The sequence below is a fragment of the Spiroplasma endosymbiont of Monopis laevigella genome (assembly GCF_964019975.1).
Taxonomy (GTDB): Bacteria; Bacillota_I; Bacilli_A; order Mycoplasmatales; family VBWQ01; genus Spiroplasma_E; species Spiroplasma_E ixodetis_A.
Genome location: NZ_OZ026473.1, coordinates 1,292,801 through 1,310,134 on the forward strand (window position 1 = coordinate 1,292,801; position 17,334 = coordinate 1,310,134).

At 22.8% G+C, this 17,334-nt stretch carries 21 protein-coding genes; 2 read left to right on the forward strand and 19 right to left on the reverse strand.

The window, feature by feature from the left end; genetic code table 4:
- Positions 1 to 116 precede the first annotated feature (116 nt).
- Together AACK94_RS06900 and AACK94_RS06905 are read right to left on the reverse strand one after the other, a co-directional pair.
- Positions 117 to 827: a hypothetical protein gene (locus tag AACK94_RS06900; RefSeq protein ID WP_338975650.1), complete on the reverse strand. Its 711-nt coding sequence runs from the start codon at positions 825 to 827 to the stop codon at positions 117 to 119.
- 261 nt (positions 828 to 1,088) lie between these two features.
- On the reverse strand, positions 1,089 to 2,249 hold the full coding sequence (locus AACK94_RS06905) for an Mbov_0401 family ICE element transposase-like protein (RefSeq protein ID WP_338975594.1): 1,161 nt from the start codon (positions 2,247 to 2,249) through the stop codon (positions 1,089 to 1,091).
- A 72-nt stretch (positions 2,250 to 2,321) separates the two neighbouring features.
- Here AACK94_RS06905 and AACK94_RS06910 point away from each other — a divergent pair, with 72 nt between their 5' ends.
- Together AACK94_RS06910 and AACK94_RS06915 are read left to right on the forward strand one after the other, a co-directional pair.
- Entirely contained in the window at positions 2,322 to 4,028 is a 1,707-nt protein-coding gene (locus AACK94_RS06910; RefSeq protein WP_338975593.1) for a hypothetical protein, read from the forward strand.
- A gap of 244 nt (positions 4,029 to 4,272) precedes the next feature.
- Positions 4,273 to 4,515, forward strand: coding sequence for a hypothetical protein (locus tag AACK94_RS06915; RefSeq protein WP_281749131.1), 243 nt, complete (start codon positions 4,273 to 4,275; stop codon positions 4,513 to 4,515).
- A 3-nt stretch (positions 4,516 to 4,518) separates the two neighbouring features.
- On the opposite strand, the gene AACK94_RS06920 is transcribed toward AACK94_RS06915, so the two are convergent.
- The 17 genes from AACK94_RS06920 to AACK94_RS07000 all read right to left on the reverse strand — a co-directional run bounded on the left by AACK94_RS06920 (position 4,519) and on the right by AACK94_RS07000 (position 16,871).
- Complete coding sequence (locus AACK94_RS06920) at positions 4,519 to 6,534, reverse strand: hypothetical protein (protein ID WP_338975552.1); 2,016 nt, start codon at positions 6,532 to 6,534, stop codon at positions 4,519 to 4,521.
- Positions 6,485 to 7,726, reverse strand: coding sequence for a hypothetical protein (locus AACK94_RS06925; protein ID WP_338975553.1), 1,242 nt, complete (start codon positions 7,724 to 7,726; stop codon positions 6,485 to 6,487). The genes AACK94_RS06920 and AACK94_RS06925 overlap by 50 nt, the downstream gene beginning before the upstream one ends.
- 145 nt (positions 7,727 to 7,871) lie before the next feature.
- The gene (locus AACK94_RS06930; protein ID WP_338975590.1) at positions 7,872 to 9,950 is read right to left on the reverse strand and encodes a hypothetical protein; all 2,079 of its coding nucleotides are present in this window, start codon (positions 9,948 to 9,950) and stop codon (positions 7,872 to 7,874) included.
- Positions 9,951 to 10,015: 65 nt separating this feature from the next.
- Complete coding sequence (locus tag AACK94_RS06935) at positions 10,016 to 11,149, reverse strand: hypothetical protein (protein WP_338975651.1); 1,134 nt, start codon at positions 11,147 to 11,149, stop codon at positions 10,016 to 10,018.
- Between the two features lie 32 nt (positions 11,150 to 11,181).
- Positions 11,182 to 11,655: a hypothetical protein gene (locus tag AACK94_RS06940; RefSeq protein WP_338975652.1), complete on the reverse strand. Its 474-nt coding sequence runs from the start codon at positions 11,653 to 11,655 to the stop codon at positions 11,182 to 11,184.
- A 14-nt stretch (positions 11,656 to 11,669) separates the two neighbouring features.
- The gene (locus AACK94_RS06945) at positions 11,670 to 12,854 is read right to left on the reverse strand and encodes a hypothetical protein (protein ID WP_338975556.1); all 1,185 of its coding nucleotides are present in this window, start codon (positions 12,852 to 12,854) and stop codon (positions 11,670 to 11,672) included.
- A gap of 17 nt (positions 12,855 to 12,871) precedes the next feature.
- Positions 12,872 to 13,249 (reverse strand): hypothetical protein, encoded by a 378-nt coding sequence (locus AACK94_RS06950; protein WP_338975557.1) that lies wholly within the window; start codon positions 13,247 to 13,249, stop codon positions 12,872 to 12,874.
- Positions 13,250 to 13,262: 13 nt separating this feature from the next.
- On the reverse strand, positions 13,263 to 13,442 hold the full coding sequence (locus AACK94_RS06955; protein WP_338975558.1) for a hypothetical protein: 180 nt from the start codon (positions 13,440 to 13,442) through the stop codon (positions 13,263 to 13,265).
- A gap of 34 nt (positions 13,443 to 13,476) precedes the next feature.
- Positions 13,477 to 13,635, reverse strand: a complete 159-nt coding sequence (locus AACK94_RS06960; protein ID WP_174480523.1) for a hypothetical protein — start codon at positions 13,633 to 13,635, stop codon at positions 13,477 to 13,479.
- Positions 13,636 to 13,651: 16 nt separating this feature from the next.
- The gene (locus AACK94_RS06965; protein WP_338975559.1) at positions 13,652 to 14,413 is read right to left on the reverse strand and encodes a hypothetical protein; all 762 of its coding nucleotides are present in this window, start codon (positions 14,411 to 14,413) and stop codon (positions 13,652 to 13,654) included.
- Complete coding sequence (locus tag AACK94_RS06970) at positions 14,382 to 14,657, reverse strand: hypothetical protein (RefSeq protein WP_338975564.1); 276 nt, start codon at positions 14,655 to 14,657, stop codon at positions 14,382 to 14,384. Before AACK94_RS06970 ends, AACK94_RS06965 begins: the two co-directional genes overlap by 32 nt.
- Positions 14,650 to 14,961, reverse strand: coding sequence for a hypothetical protein (locus tag AACK94_RS06975; RefSeq protein WP_338975561.1), 312 nt, complete (start codon positions 14,959 to 14,961; stop codon positions 14,650 to 14,652). Before AACK94_RS06975 ends, AACK94_RS06970 begins: the two co-directional genes overlap by 8 nt.
- Before the next feature lie 137 nt (positions 14,962 to 15,098).
- Entirely contained in the window at positions 15,099 to 15,257 is a 159-nt protein-coding gene (locus AACK94_RS06980; RefSeq protein ID WP_174480528.1) for a hypothetical protein, read from the reverse strand.
- 3 nt (positions 15,258 to 15,260) lie between these two features.
- A complete protein-coding gene (locus tag AACK94_RS06985; RefSeq protein ID WP_338975222.1) occupies positions 15,261 to 15,554 on the reverse strand; it encodes a hypothetical protein in 294 nt (97 codons plus the stop codon).
- Positions 15,508 to 15,981 (reverse strand): hypothetical protein, encoded by a 474-nt coding sequence (locus tag AACK94_RS06990; RefSeq protein ID WP_338975223.1) that lies wholly within the window; start codon positions 15,979 to 15,981, stop codon positions 15,508 to 15,510. Before AACK94_RS06990 ends, AACK94_RS06985 begins: the two co-directional genes overlap by 47 nt.
- 8 nt (positions 15,982 to 15,989) lie before the next feature.
- Complete coding sequence (locus AACK94_RS06995; RefSeq protein WP_338975224.1) at positions 15,990 to 16,151, reverse strand: hypothetical protein; 162 nt, start codon at positions 16,149 to 16,151, stop codon at positions 15,990 to 15,992.
- Between the two features lie 207 nt (positions 16,152 to 16,358).
- Complete coding sequence (locus tag AACK94_RS07000; protein ID WP_338975225.1) at positions 16,359 to 16,871, reverse strand: hypothetical protein; 513 nt, start codon at positions 16,869 to 16,871, stop codon at positions 16,359 to 16,361.
- Positions 16,872 to 17,334: the final 463 nt, after the last annotated feature.

Consider the following 17,334-nt stretch of genomic DNA (forward strand, 5'->3'; position numbering starts at 1 on the left):
ATTAAAATAGTAATATTAAAAAATTACTATTAATTTAATATATTCTCAATAAAGAGAGAAATTTAAAAATGTTACAAAAAATATCAGAAATTTTAATTAAATAATTATTTTTTGGTTTATTCTTCAGGTACTCTATTATATTGTAAAGATTGCGGATCTGTAGCGAAATAATATTTTTTAAATTGATTTTCTAAATTTAAAGTTTTCTTTAATGCAGAATAACAAGTAACAATTAAAAAAACATTAACCGTTAAATCAATAGGATATTTTATAACTCTTAATGGAAAATACATTAATCATAAAGGTGGTAATCCAGGAAATAATATTTTTAATGCAATAGGATCAGTACCAGTAATAATTAATGAAGTAATAGCATAAGCAATTGGCAAATATCAATAAAATGTCTTTTTACTATAATAAATTTTACTAAAATTTAATACTAAATAGTAAGGTAATATACATCATAAAATACTAGTAAAAGTAAAAAATAAACATGGTGATGCACCACCAGTACTAAATAATAAACCTAAAAAATCACTGGCAATACCACTAAGAAAACCTAATATTCCACCACAAAAGAAACCTATTAAAACTAATATAAAATTACCCAATTTAATTTCAAAATATTTAGAAAATGGTAAACTTTTTAACATTCAAGCACCTGTTGTATTTAAAGAAACAGCTAATGCTAACATTATTCCACTTAAGCAAATAAATTTTATTTGCTTTATCTTTTTTTTATTATCTTTATAATCAAAAACTGTGATTAATAAAAAAGTAATTAAAATTAACACTCCACCAATTATATTCAATAACAATACATTCATTTAATTACCACCCTTTTTTATCATAATTATTTTCTTTGTTCTTAAATAATTGGGAGCGTACCGATGTTGTCAATAATATTCAAACTTGTCTTTAAATTATAAGATTAGACGAGAATCAATATGCAATTGTATGTTAATCTTAACACTTGTAAAATATTAGTCAACAATAATACTTACTTTTATAACTCAAAAATTCTTATTAAATTTTACTTTAATAAGTTTTATTTTATTTTTAGTTATCTTTAAATTGAAATGGTTAATTTATAATAATTGTATTGCTGTATTTATTTGATAACATTTAAAATTAACCATTTTGGTATACATATCAATGTTATAAGTTCTATCACCAATCATATGCTTTAAAATTTGTTTAATATTAGTTTCAGTAAAGCAACCAATATTTTCAACTAATGCTTGATTTAATACGCCATCTTTTGCATTAACAAAATAACCAACTTTTAATTTTTTATATTGTAAAGTCAATGATTGTAAAAAATCAATTAATTCATAATATTGACCTTTGGAAAATAAATTTATTGCATTTTGATAGTGTAATTTAGCAATTTTATTTTTTCTTCTTCCAGCCATTATGCCAAGAAATAAAACATGAAAAGCATGGAATTTATCTAAAATAAATTTAGCATTTAAAATTGTAGCAGTTTTTCTAATTCATTTTGCACTATCTCCACAAACTATTAAATTTGCTTGGTCAAAATTTTCAAAAAATAAATTACCATATTTTTCAATTAATTTGGCAGTTTTTTCAGCACCAATTTCTGTTTTTGATACTCTAATTTTACATACAGCTCTTTTATTAATTAATTTTCCATTCTTCTTTTTACCAGTACAAAATACTAATAATCTCATTGAACATTTTTTACAATTTTTAGTATTATGTTTTTCATTAAACTTAAATTTTCTATGTCCATCATCAATATTTACATATAAATTTTGATATGGTTGTAATGGTATTTTGAGGATATTGGCTTTTGGTAATTGAAACTTTTTATATGTTCTACAAACTGTACTATTACTTATTAAACCTTCAATAAAAGTATCACAAACATCATGATACTTTTTACCATCTGCAAAATATTTCAAAATTTGTTTAATAACATTAGGTGCAAGTTTACTATATTTTTTAACACCAAGATAATTATCTAACAATGAAAGAAATTCCATTTTTTGTGTTTTTGGGTTATAATATGTACAAATACGTCGTTTATAAGTTAATAAACCTTTTTTTGTTTTTAATTTTCTTTTTCTAAATCTATATGACTTATATACAGATTTATCACATGCATTTCATAAATAATCATCTATTTTTTTAAATAATTCTTCTGTCTGTTGTAAATTTAATTCATCTTGATTAAAATTGTGTTTGTCTCAATCAAAATGATTTACAAATGGTAATATAAACATTTTTAATGTTCCTTTCAAAATTTTATTTGTTAATAATTTAAGTTTAATTTTTTTTAAAAATAAGGAGTAAATATGGCTTTTATCACTAGTTATGTACAATTAAATAAAAAATATAATCTTAATTTTAGTGATAATAATTATGGTTTTAGTTGGGATATTTTTAAAGAATTTGTTGGTGATGAATGAGCAGAATATTTTACTACCAATTGTTTTTATCGTTTTGTACCAACAGCACGTGGAACAAGAAAAACTTGAAATTGTTTAGCATTTGATTTATTTATATGTTGTAATTTTAGTGATAGTAGTGTTCAAGAAGTAAGAAGATATGAAAATACTCATAGTGAAACTACAATTGGTGCTTTAATGAATGTTTGTCAAGTTTTATTAGATACATATAATATTAATTTATTACCTAATAATCCACATGGTATTAAATGAAAAATAACTAAGGATGGTGGATGTATTATTTTTCCTAATAATCAACAAATTGACTTTATTGGTTATGCTAATGGTAATAAGATTTTTGGAAAAGAAGCCGGTGGTTCAAGTTTTTTAGGTTCAAGAACAGATGAAATTATTATGGCAGAAGAAAAAGAAACACTAACAGAAAAGCAATTAACATATCGATATGAACGTTTACAAAACTCTATGTTTAGAAGTAATCGTATTAAAGTATCAAAAGAACCTATTAAAGAATGAAGTTGAACGTTTATTGATAAAAATATATATAGTCCTAATTTTGGAAAAAAAATTACTCGCTATTTTTATAAAAGTTTCTTTATTACTTTTACATGTAATCCTTATGATAAATATCATCCATTTTATTTAAAATACTGTACGCCATTTTTACCATTAAATGATAAAGTGATGGAAAATCTTAAAAAAAATGGCAAAATTTATTATGAAAATCAAGATATGTTTAGTGGTTTAGGTTTATTTGTTTTAAGATTTACTATTCAACCATTTTGAAATAAATTACCAGATATTCAAAAAAGAACATTATTAGAAATGAAAAAAAGTAATCCTGATGAATTTAATACTGTTTTTTATGGTTTTGAATTTTTAGATAGTGATGCAACAATTTTCCCATTTCAAAAAACTGTAAAGTGCTGACAACCATATGATTTAAAAGAATTTTATAATTCAAAAAAAGATATGTATAAATTTGATTTTTATTCAGTTGGTGTGGATTGAGCAACTGGTCATAAAGACCATACTGTATTTATAGTAGTGGGTTTTAAAGAATATAATAATACTGGTTATTATGATGCTTATATTATTTGTGAATTAGTAGTTACTCCAAATGATTTTATAAATGAAAATGAAAAAATTAATGCTTATGTTAATGAAATTTTAGGATTAATTGATAATTTTGAAAATTTTGAACAAGCAATTTATTTTTATGATGATAAAGCACGAACTGCCATTGATTGATTAAATCAAAAATTAATAGATGAACATAATACTATTTTAATCACACAAACTGCTATTAAACATGCTTCAAATTTAAATCAAGAAGCAGGATTAACTAATAGAGTAGTTTGAATGAGAAACATTATGAGTTATGGAAACTTTTATGCAAATAAAGATGATTTACCAAAGACTACTCAATGTTTAGAAGAATTACGTTATGACCAAACCAAAACTAACATTCCTGATAAAAATATGTATCAAGACCCGTATGATGGATTATTTTATGCATTGTATCCATATAAAAATGTAATTAGGGGTAAAAATAATGCTACTGTGAAAAAAAGCATCTTCACATTTGCCATATAATAAACAACTACAATATCATTAATAGTATAGGTATCACAAAATAAACGCCTTTTATTTAGGCGTTATTTTGCGTTTAAAAACGTACTTGTAAAAATAATCAAAAATAGTACAGTTTATAAGTAAAATCAAGGAAAAAAGGAGTAATTTAATATGAAAACATGAATAAAAGCAAATTTAAGTAAAATAACATTAGCATTAGCACTAACTGGTGCTACAACTGGAACAATAGGATTAATCATGGGAGGTGCTTACCCATAATCTTAGTGGACTTAAATATTATTTAAATTCATATAAAAAACCTATAATGGGTGTTCAGAAAATATGAATGTCTGACATTCATGGTATTTCAGTTTCTATAAAAAGTGAATTTAAAATATACTTTGCTGATAATCCTAAAAAAACAAAATTTTATAATGGTGGAGATACTATTGAAAGAATAGATATACCATGAGATGGCAATTATCCATATGGTTATTTTAATAAATAACATTTAAATTTCTAAATTAATATAAGAAATATTTTCATTATATTTGTCAAATAAATTAATATTAGTTAAGTTTATTTCTTGTTTGTCAGTTATTAAAATTAAATAATAATTACCAGCACCAAATATTCCACTAATTTCAATCCGATTTAAATTATTAATTGGATTTTTAATTTGCAATTCAAATTCATTTTTATTATCAATTTGTAATATCTCTTCATAAAATTCTAATTTAGAAAATAATTGAGATTTATTTGAACCATATAAATTTAAAGCATTCTCAATTTTATTGTTACTAATAATTACTCTTGTAAAGTATTTTCCATATTCGCCATTTCCTAATGTTCAATCTGCTGGAATTAATGACGGAATATTATTGCTTTCTAATTCATTTGTAATAGATAATCAATTAAATTGATTATCATCAAGTTTAAATAATTCATTTTGACTAATATCATTATTTTTTAATTTAATATTATTCATATCTGTAAAATCAAAATATTCAGATTTTAGTATTACTTTTACATCTTTATATTTTCAACTATTATCCTTATTAGAATGTATAGGATTTGATTTTAATTCAAAATAATAAGGTAATAAAATTTTATTATCATCATTTAGACCTTTATTTATTGATAATGTTGAATAAATATACTTTGATAACATAATAAATACTTGTTTAAATATTTTAACTTGTTGCAAATTTATGTAATTTGGATAATCAAGTTCTCATTTTCTAAATAAATTAGTAATAACTTCATCAGGTTTTTGACCTGAGAATTTATCACGTAATTTTGCTATTTCATTTTTATCATCATAATCTGCGCCATCAAAATTACGATTATAATTATAGGTATAACTTAGCATATCTAATAATAATTGTTGTAAGCTATCAATAGTTGGTGCATCTTTAATTTCAATTTCAATATCATTAAATTTATTATTAGTTGCAATATAACTATAAAATTGACTTTCACCTACAAAATCTCAAACTTCTTTATCCTTTAATTCTTTTTGACTTTTTAATGGTCATTTACCACCTAAAACATTACTAAACTCATATCCTAATCAAGCATGAGTTATTCTTGCATTATTAATAACTTCTCTTCTTGTTACAGAACCACTACTAATTTTAATTAAATCTAAAACTGATTTTTCTTGTCCGATAAATTGTTTTGCTAAATTTCAAGGTAATATTTGCTCACTAAATCATTGTTGTAAAATTCTAACTTTTGGTTGAGTTTCAATAGGCATTGATAACAGCGGAAATGCTATCTTATTTTTAACAAATAACTTTGGGTATACTTCCATATTGTCAACTTCACCAAGTACCTTTATATTGCCAAAAATCATGCTTCTAGGGGCTTTAATTTTTAAACCAGTAACTTTTGTATCTTTATCTAATGGTTTTTGTAATTTAATAATGATTGGATAACCATCTCTTGTTTTAAAATCTTTAATTTTAATAATAGTTATACTTTTAGTACTTCTAGTTTTTGGATTTTGATAAGGTTGTGAATAATTATTAATTATATATAAATTATCAATATTATTTTCAGTTAAAGGTTCATTTATACTAACTGCACATAACTTAAATTGATTTAATAAATTTATTTCTTGAAATATTAAATTTTTAATATCAGTCATACTATATTCAATTGTATTATCATTAATATTAGTACTTGCTCTTTGATTTAATTGCATAGTAAAATCAGATGTTTCAACAGCAGTAGTTTTTAATACTTTATCAATATCAATAAAACCTATTTTAATAGTATTTGCTGAAAATTTTAAACTATTATTTTCATTATTTTTAAATAAACGTTCAATTTCATAAATATATATCGTTCTTTTTTTAAATTCATCATATGCTCTATTAATATCTGGGTCACTAGTAGCACGCATCATATTAGTAAAGTCATAAGGAATGTTATCAATTAAATAATCATTTTCTACTTCTGCTTGATTAAGTTTAGTTTGTTTCTGTGGAAATTTCGTTTGTGGTTTGTTGTTGTTTTCCATTGTTCTCTCCTATTAATTGGTTATTTTCGGGATTAAATAATTTTAATTTAACTGTTAAATTATTAATTTCTTGATCATCATTAATATTAAATGTTTTACTATTTAATAAATCTTTATCTACACTTACTAATATTTGAATAAATTTAAGAATATCAATATTAAATTGTCATAATTTTTGTTCAATATAATTAATAGTTGAAATATTTACTGCTGTACTTTCGGGAACTGATTGTTGTGCTGATTTCTTTTGACTTGGTATATGAATACCACAACGTTTAAATATTTCATTAACATTTCAATCATATATATCAGTTAAATTTTTACCTTTAAAATTACTATTTGTCATATTGATATTTTCGTTTTGTTCATTATTATCTCCACCGCTTTTAAATATGTAATTTTTAGTAACTAATGTTCTTACTGCGTCTTCTATTAAAGATTGAACATTGCCATAAGTTTGACTAAATATAAATTTAGGTGAGTTTAAAATAGTATCTAAAACAATTTGTTCATAAATAACATCTAATGCTTTAATTTTATCCATTACTTTATTACAATCTGCTAGCTCATTTGCTTTATTTCTCATAATTGCTATTGGTATATAGTTAATATTTAGTGTTTGTTCTTGTGCTAAATTAGGGTTATTAATGAATGATTTAAAATCTAATGGAAATTGTTTTTTATTATCACTAATACTATAAATTGCACGATTAATAGTTATTTGTTCATTATTTAATGTATAAACTTCAAATAATCTTACCATTTGTGCATTTTGTTCATAACTATCATAAAAAATAGTACATTCAATTAATTTACCAGTAATATCATAAACTCTTTGTTGTATATCTACTACTTGAAAATATAAGTCATCATTAGCAATATAAATTAAATAAGCACTAATTCCTAATTTACTTAATTTAAAAATTGAATTTCAATTTTTTCTGTAAAATTCTTGTTGAATTAAATATTGTTTAATAGTTTCATTATTAATATCTAATGGAGCATTATATAAATTAGCATTATTTTCTGCTACAAAATCAGTGAAATAAGTTTCATGGTTAAAATCATTAAAACCAAAATAATTTAAAATTGAAGCATGAGTACTTTTATTTTTATTAGTTAAAAATTTTACTTTTTCATTTTGATTATCACTAATATTACTTTTTTCTTTTCTTTTAAATAGACTTAACATAATATTCACCACCTTTTTTTAAAATATTTGATTAATTTTTAATACAATTTTTATAATAATAAATATAATTAAACCTGCTGTTGCTGATGATAAAATTACTCCTATTAAACCTAAAATAATTTTTATAATTTTAAAAAACATAATATTATTCCTGTAATTCTTCTAATTTTTTAAAAATATAATCTCTACCCATACCCCGCATTATTCTATTATTATAAATATTAATTTCAGTATCCGCATTAACATTATTATTTGATATTCATAAACTACTTTTTAAAACATTTGTATCTAATTGATAATAAAAATTAATTATTTGTCAACTATAATTTTTATTATTTTCTTTACTAGTATAATCACCAAAACTATAATATATTCTATAATGTGTTTTATCTTTAAATATATATTCTATATGTGTAATATTATTTTTATCTACTACGACTTTACCTACTTCTTTTCAATTTGAACCACTTGGACTGGGTTGTGGTTGTTTTTCTAATATTTCATTAATTGCTTGTAATAATTTTTTATTTTGAGTTTTTAATAATTTATATTCATTATTTTCTAATAAATCTTTACAAAGTAATGAATTTTCTTCATCATTTAATGCAATTTCATTTGTTTCAGTATTATATTTAAAATAATCATTTGAAAATTTTTTATCTTTTATTTTTTCTTTTAATTCATTAATAGCACCGGCAATAGTTTTATCAGTAGTTTCTAAATTAGGAATTTCTGCACTAATAGCATTTATTTGAAATGCAATAGGAAATTGTGATTTTACATCTTCTAATTTTTTATCTACTTCTTCTTTTTTATAATAATCAGATAAATTAGGAATTTTATTATTGATTTCATTAATTGCAGGAACTATTTGTTTAGAAACTTTTTGTAAAGCATCATCATTGATATTTTGCTTTTTATCTAATAAATTATTAGTTTCTAGTTTTGTGTAATAATCATGTTCAGTACTTTCTTCTGTTATAAATTCAGTTGGTGTATCTATTCCTTGATATTGATATATTTCTTGTATATCACCAATTAAATTAATTTTTCCACGTTCAGGATAGGAATTACCTCCACCACTAAATTTTTTATTTCTATTGTCATAGTAAATAGTTCCAATATTTAAAATATTTTCATTTTGTATTTGTTCTTTATAAGTCATGGAATCAACATTTAACAATTCAAATTCATGAAAAATATTATTTAAATAAATTTTAATTATTTTATAAAATTTCATAAAGTTATTTTCTGTTGAATAGTGATAACTGATTTTAATAAAATATCATTTCAACATTTCTATATTATTATTTTCAACTTTTTTTCATAAAGGACTAGTTTCAATATTAAATCAATTATTTTTGATATCATCAATGTTTTCATTTGTTTTAGTTAATTCACTATTTAATTTGGTAATTTCATTTTCATTAGTAGTAATTCGTTTTTGTTGTTTAGCAGAAAAATCACAAGTTGGTGCATGAGTAAAATCACCAATTTGCGGATTATTTTGTAATGCTTCTGGTGGTAATGTTCCAATTTCATCTGGTCAATCTAAAATCATTGTTTCAGTTTCTTTATCATAACCAGTTGCAACATAACCTTTATTAACAAATTTACTAATAGGACCTCTATATATTTCATTTTCATTATCATCAACTAAATCATCATATAATTTAATTTGTTTTAATAATGTAAATTCTTTTTGTTCTTTAATTAATTCATCAACTTGATTTCTAGTATAAAATGCTTTTAAGTCAATTTTTTCAACATCTATTTCATCATTATTATAACTTGAAAATATTTGTTTTAATTCTGTTAATCTTGCTCATATTTTCATTCTACTAGGTGCTAAATCTCAAACATTAATTGTAGGAGTACTATTTGCACTAAATTGATTACCATTATTAAATTGAATAGTAGCATCAACATTAAATTCAATTGGTGTACGATTAAATACTCAATGTTCAACCATAACATAAACCATATCTCTTAATGTTTCTTTAATTAATTCATCTTTAAAACTATCAAAAGGAAATTTAGATAAAATAAAATCAAGATAAGCATTAATATCATTTTGCGCGCGAATAGCAAAAGTTATAAATCAATCATTAATATTTGATCATGTTTGTATATATTGTTGTGGAGTTTCTGTAATTTTTCCAGTTAATGGATATCAGTTATTATAATTTTCAAGACTGACATCAGTTCAAAGTTTATTAATCATAATTTATCATTCCTTAAAAAATGCTTGTTTATAATGATGAGTATGTTTTTTTGTTTTTTTATGTGTTATATGTTCAATTTCTTTTTGTATTTTATTTTTTTCTTACTTTTTGTTACAACTTGACTATATGCAAACTTTTCTAAATGATGTAATAATCCAGTACCAAATAAAGTATTAACACTAAATTTTAAACCAACATTTTTAAATGATTTGTTAATATTTTCAATAGGATTATTAATAACATTTACTACTTTATGATAAGTTCTAATAGTTCTAAATATTTCTCTATATACTTTAAAACTATCTCTAATTACTTGTTGCACCACTGGTGGAGCAAATGCTATTGCTTTTAATCATTTATTTTGATTAACTCCATAACCAATGTATCAACCACTATATCAACGATATCAATGGAATGGATGTATTTGAGTAACAAAAGTTTTTGCTTTAAGAATACTATCAACAACTGTAATTGGGTTATATTTAGGATTGCGATGATAAATAGTAATTGCACATTTATCTAATGACAAAGGTTGAATTTTACAACCCATAAATACTGGTGAATTTAATGGAATTAATTGTGCGTGTTTAATTGCTCTTTTTTCTGCACTAGTAAATAAATCAGTTGCTTTGTCTTTTAATTTCTGAATTTTTTCAAATACTTGTTTTTCTAACTTTTCAAATTTTTCTTGTAATTTATATATACTTTCTCGTATTTTTTCAAAATATGGTGTATCTTTTCAAAATTTATTTAAACCTTTTTTTAAATAAAATCTAATATCAAAATATTTAAAAGTTTGATTTGCTTTTAAAACAAGTTGATGAATAACATTATTTTTAAAATTAAATTTAATAGCATTAGCACGAATTTTTTGTAAATCTAAAATTAAAGTTTTTCCATATCTATTTTCTGTATGTATTGTATGAACTAAATTTAATCAATCATGTTGATTCATTTTTAATACTTCTTTTAAATCAGTATTAAATTTTTTTAAAAAGTTATTTGCTTTTTCAATATCTTTAATTTTAAATTTAGGAGTTAATTGTGGACTTAATTTTATTAATGTATTTTGTAATAATAAGTGTTCCATTAATTTTTCTGTTTCTAGTTTTTGAAAATTATTCTTATATTGTCTTTCAGCAACATATCCTAAATCTCGTAATACTGTTTCACGATTAGGAGTAAAACTATACTTCATTAAATAACGTTTATTACCAATAATTTTATCTGTTAAATTTCTTTTCCACTTACTTGACTAATAATTTCTTGTAAGTTTTTTGCTTCTTTAATACCAACTTGTTCTAATGTTTTAGTTTTTTGTGCTAACTTAATAAATTTAGTTGTACGATAACCACGACTAATTTTATTAAGTCCAGCAAATGCTGGTAATATATTAAAAAAAGTATTTAATGGTGTTACATTTCCTTTTAAATAATCATAAACTTGATTAATAGTAAAATCAGTTAAAAATTCTACACCAACAGCACTAATACTAGCAATTAAATCACTTGCACCTAATCCAAGTGCTAAATCTTCACTTAAACCACCAGTAAAAGGAGCAAGTGCTACTGCTATAACTTGTACACCAATCATTTCTAAAATTTCTCATCATAAACTTTTATGTTCTTGTTGTTGACTAATTCTGGTATGTTTGGGTTTATTTATTTTTAAGAGTGTGGCTGTATTTGCTGTACCAATAGGCATAATTAATGTCCTTATTATTTAAGAGTTATTTTTATAGGATTTGTTGAACCTTGATAATTTGCATCATTAATATCTGCAGTAATAATTACATATAAATCTCCTGCTTTTTGATTTTGATTACTTACATCAGTTTTGCCTTGTGCATCACTAAAATATTTAATATTTGCATGTACTAAATCTAATGCTGGATTCAAACCAGTAATTTCTCTTGCATTTTTTATTGCTGTATCTAGTAATTGATTTTTTCTATTCGTATTAGCAGTAATATCAGTTGTTAAAATTGTAAGTTTACTACTTAAATCTGTTTTAGTAATAATTCCACATAGCATTCAACGTGATGTTGTTTCTTTTTTTGACATATAAGGAATTGATTGACCTAGTACTTCACCACCAACTTTATATGCTCTACCAAGTTTGCCATCAGCAATTTCTTGAACATAAACAATTGTTTGTTGTAACATATATCTTTTCATTGCTCTTGGTGTTGCTAAAATAAAAGGTATAATTTGTTTTTTATTTTCACTATCAGTAAATGTCATATAATCATCCATTACAATTTGACATAATACACCTTTTATATATAAATCATTACCATTTAATCTTAGTTGTTGAGCAATTTGGTTATCTGTAATTAAACCTTTATTATTAGCCAAATAAACAATAGTATCATAAAGATTATTTGTAATAAAGAAACGACAATTTGCACTATTTCTTAATTGAAATAAAGTATTTCAAGCAGATAACATTGCCTGTATATGCCCTGTTGGTGATGTGTCACTAATTATTACTTTAGTTCCGTTATCGCTAATTACTTGTATATCATCAGTTGCTAATTTATCTGCTAAATCATTAGCGACTTCATATTGCATACTTTCTAATAAATTTTGTCCATTTTCAGCATTTAAGTCAACTGCTGCAATAGTTTCACCAGCAACATATAATTTTTCAATTATTTTTGGAATAGTATCAGTTTGTGCATAAGTTACATCTATTCTTTGACTTTTATCATTTCATGCAATAACTTTAATTGATGGGTCTTTCGGAACTTTAATAATAAATTCTATTTTAGTAGAATTAACTATTTCAATAGGAAAAAAGTTTGCTCATGGACTATTTGATTGTTTGAAAAATTCAATAAATTCTGGTGCTTCAACTAGTTTTTCTGTATTATTTAAGTTTGTTTGAATATTAATTGCCATTTTTATTTTCCTTTCTGTTATAAATTATTTTTCTTTTTATAATCCAATAAACTACTTTTTATTGAATTCGATTGATTTGTTAATATTGTTTCTTGTTTACCACCTGTATTAATTGGTTCTTTAAATACTGGTTGTTCTTTAATCATTTTTTTAATAGTGTCTTCTACTTTTGAATTTTCTATATTACTTGTTTTAAATTTTAAAAAATCATAAAATTCTTTTTTAACTTGATATTTTTTAAATATATTAAGCATTTCTTTTTCTTTAATTTCTTCATTAAGTTTATTTAACTTATTTTCTAATTCAACAATCTTAGTTTCTTGTTCTTTTTGCAAATCATTATTTTCAGTTAAAGGTTCAGTTGTTTCTTGAACATTAGTTTCATTTTCTAACATTTACATTACACCTTTATTTATTAATTTTTTCATTTAATTTTGCTAATTTTTTTTTATGTTTTATTACTTTATTATTTGCTCGAACATGTTTTGGAGTTGTAATAAATCGTTTAAATCAAACAATTAATTCTCTGCAAATTAATGTTCCTACACTTGTTCCAATAATGATTAATTCATGCAATAATTCTTTCATTTCAATATTTTCCTTTCAATTATTTATTTTTTAATTATTCGTCAAATTGACCACCATTAATTCTTTCAACCATTGACTGATAATTACTTATAATAGTTACTAATAAAGAAATTTCTTTATTTAATTGTTCCATCCTTTCTTTATGTATTTTTATTTCGTGATTATAATATTCAATTAATTTTTCTTTATTCATAAATTACTCACCTCCTTTATAAACTGTCATAATATGTAGTTGGTCTATATACTGGTGATATTCTATCTACAACATCATTAATTAATCTTGCATTTTCACTAGTAAATGTTGTTTCTTGCATTTCTTCAACATGATTAGTTGTTTCCATTGGTAGTAAATTATGGATAATTTCAGATGCACCAGCAATAATAGTCGGAACTGCATAAGCATTCATAAAATCATTATTAATACCCATAGCAACACCACTACTAATCAAACAACCACCAGTTGCCATATTTGCTATTTTACGTATAGTTTCAAATTTACTTGGTATTAATTCTGTAATTCCAGCAACCAAATTTGCAATACCATATGAATTTAAAGATATATAAGTATCTCAATCCATTAAAGATTGGTCATTAACATTATTATTAGTTACTGATAATGTTAATGCTGGTCATGGCGGAGTTTCTGTAGTGGTTGTAGTTGGGGTGATAGGATTTATTGTTTCAGTAAATTTACTATAATTTGCTAAACCAATTGTTCCTAATCCTAATGCTATTTTTTTACTTGAATTTAATAGTTTACTTTTTAAATTTGGCATTTGATTTAAATTTCATATATCAATTCCTAATTTTTTAGAAAATAATAAAGCATTTATACTACCTAATATTGGATTACCAATAAGTTGACCATAGTATGCAGAAGTTCCTATCATACCAAATAATGGACTTGCTCCAGTTCTTATTAATTTTAATAAATTGTAATTACTTGATTGTACAGTTATGTCATTTGGCATTTTCTTCTACTTCTTCTACTTTCTGTTTAATAAAAACTTCTATTCAACCTTGATAATTAAAGTTATCTCCAACTAAAATTGCAGTATTAGCATGTGGTTGAGAAACAATTAAATATTTAGCAATAACATTGGGATATTTTCATAAAATCAATGCTTTTATATCATTACTATCTGTTAAATCTTTGGGATTTGGTGAAAATATTTCTATTTTATCTTCACCAAATAAATCTTTTAATTTAATCATTATCAAATTCTCCATTTTCAATTCTTTCTTTTAAAGAAAAGACATATTCTGTATAAGTTCTATGTGGATTTTTATCATTTATAATTTCATCGATATCTAAAATTAATTTTTCTTTATATTCATTAATATATTTTTGGGCAATTTTTCTTCTTATATTTTCAACTTTTATCATATGTTTATCACAAAAATATCTTACTTGAACATTATCTTTATCTAATTTTGTTGGTAAATTATTACAATTTGTTATATGTTTACCAAGTTCATTAACTTCACTAAAACAACATGGTATATTTTCTTTATTCATTATCAATGTTTCCTAAATTTCTTCAACTTCTTCTATTTCATTTATTAACTGATTCTAATCAACAACTATTACAGGTATTGGATAAAAAGTTTTCTTTTACTTTATTGTACATAGAACATTTATCTTCATATTTCATATTATTTCTCCTTATTTTCAATTTGATTAGCAATTTCACTTAATATTTTTAATACTTTATATTCATTTTTTAATTCTTTACTAATAAATATTAAAAATATTATTAGTGTTATGCTTGTTATTAATATTGGTACTATTAATAAAATTTTTCATAATATCATTTTTTACTCTTTTCATTTTTTAAATCATTTAACATTTATTGAACAAAATGCACGATTTTTAGGAATATTTAAAGTGTTAAAAATTTGACCAGTTACAATAATTTCATCGTTTTTGTTTAATAAAATACAGCGTCTATAAAATTTTGGGTTGTTAAAAATTAAAGTAACATAGTTTAATCCATTTCATTGACCTCGAACACTATAATATAATTCTTTATTACCTTTTTCGTAATATTTTGTTTCAATAGTGTTACTCAGTTTTACTGTTAATTTGACATAATTGGCTTTCTCTTTCATTTTTATAATTCCTTAAATAATATTTAATATGCTTATATGCATCTTGTTCATGTTTTGTTAATTTTATATTTCCTTTATAATTTTCTATTTTGTTTTTATTTTTTGGTTCACTTTCTAAATAATCTCAATTCATAACATCTTCTGCTAATACTATTAAAGCACCAATAATTTTAGGAGTTGCTAATGGATTTGTTAATAATTGTTTTGAATTTAAAAAGAAATTTTCTACAATAACTAATATTTTTTTATTATCAAAATGTTTTTTAATTAATAAAAAGTATTCTTTAAATAGATTTTTGCTTTTTAAAACTGTTTTAGTTTTAAATGTTTCATTAAAAACAATATTATTAGTTTCATTTGAGTATATAATAATTCCATTACTACCAATACCAGCAGGGTCAATTCCAATAATTAAGTCATATTGCATTAATCAAATTAACCTCTAACAATTGTTTTAATAATTTCTAAATCACAATTACTTCAGCAATATTTACATTCTTCGATAAACTCTTTATGTCCACAAACTAAATTATTTTTTTGTAAACTATCAATTTGTTTGATTAATCCTACTTTATATTCAATAATCTTTTTTTCCATTATGTAAATCATCCTTTTCAATTATTTTTGCTGTTTGTTTAAGGTATTTAGGTATTTTGTTATAACAACTGTCACATATTAAATAAGGTATTGGTCAATTTTTATATTTAATAGTTTTAGTAGAATTATTAATACATTCTTTTCAAACTTTATCCATACAAACTCTTAATTCACATTTTTTATTTTTATTATTCATAGTTTTTTTCTTTATAAATAAAATATCTTTTCATTATGAGTTAAAATATGTTTATAAGAAGTGACTATATAATTAATTGACAAATCATTATGGTTATATGGATTATTTAGTTTAAAACCTTTTCTGTTTTCTTCTCATGTAACATTATATTTAAAACAAGGATTAGTAATCTTTGTTTTACTATCAGTTATTTCACCAATAAATCAACTATTATGCTGTTCATAAAATGTTAATGGTTCAAGTTTTATATCATTAAGATAATATTCTTTGGGTGTTTCTGGTTTATTAACAGTTATTTTCTGTTCAGAAATATATGGTTCTAATAATTTTGTTAATTCATCACCATTTAATTCTCTTTTAATATTTTCAGAATTAAAAACCCAATATGTGTAATTATTATCAACAATAAAAGAATTATTTTTAATCATTCATTTTGGAAGTGATAATTTATATTCAACATAATCAATAAGAATAGATTGTGGTTTATCTTTAACAATTTGTTCTTTTTTAAATTCTATTTGCATAATAATCCTTTCCTAATATGTCCTGTTGCTTCTAGCATAAAGGACATATATTTTGATTTTTAAATTATTAATAATACTATTATTAGTTTTATTCATTCCAGAAATTCTGGGCTCAAAAATAAATTGTGAAATTTTAAAAAACATTGAGCGGTGCCGGTTCAATTTTTTTTACAAGTTTGAAATTTATTTTCTCGCCCAAAAATTTTTCAAAAAAAATAAAAAATAAAACCAACACTTGCTCACTGGTGAGTGGCAAGGTTGGTTAAATAAAGAATAGAATTAATATAGTAGGTTCCCTAAGCAGGTCTATATATACTAGTTTCCAATCCGCTCCCACCCCAAGAATTACCATTAAATGGTTAGTATATTTTATTAGGTATCACTCCACTTTTTATTTATCCATGCAAGTCCACATGCTAGCTACTATTTTTAACAACTGTGTTGTAGTTCACTTTTTTAGTTC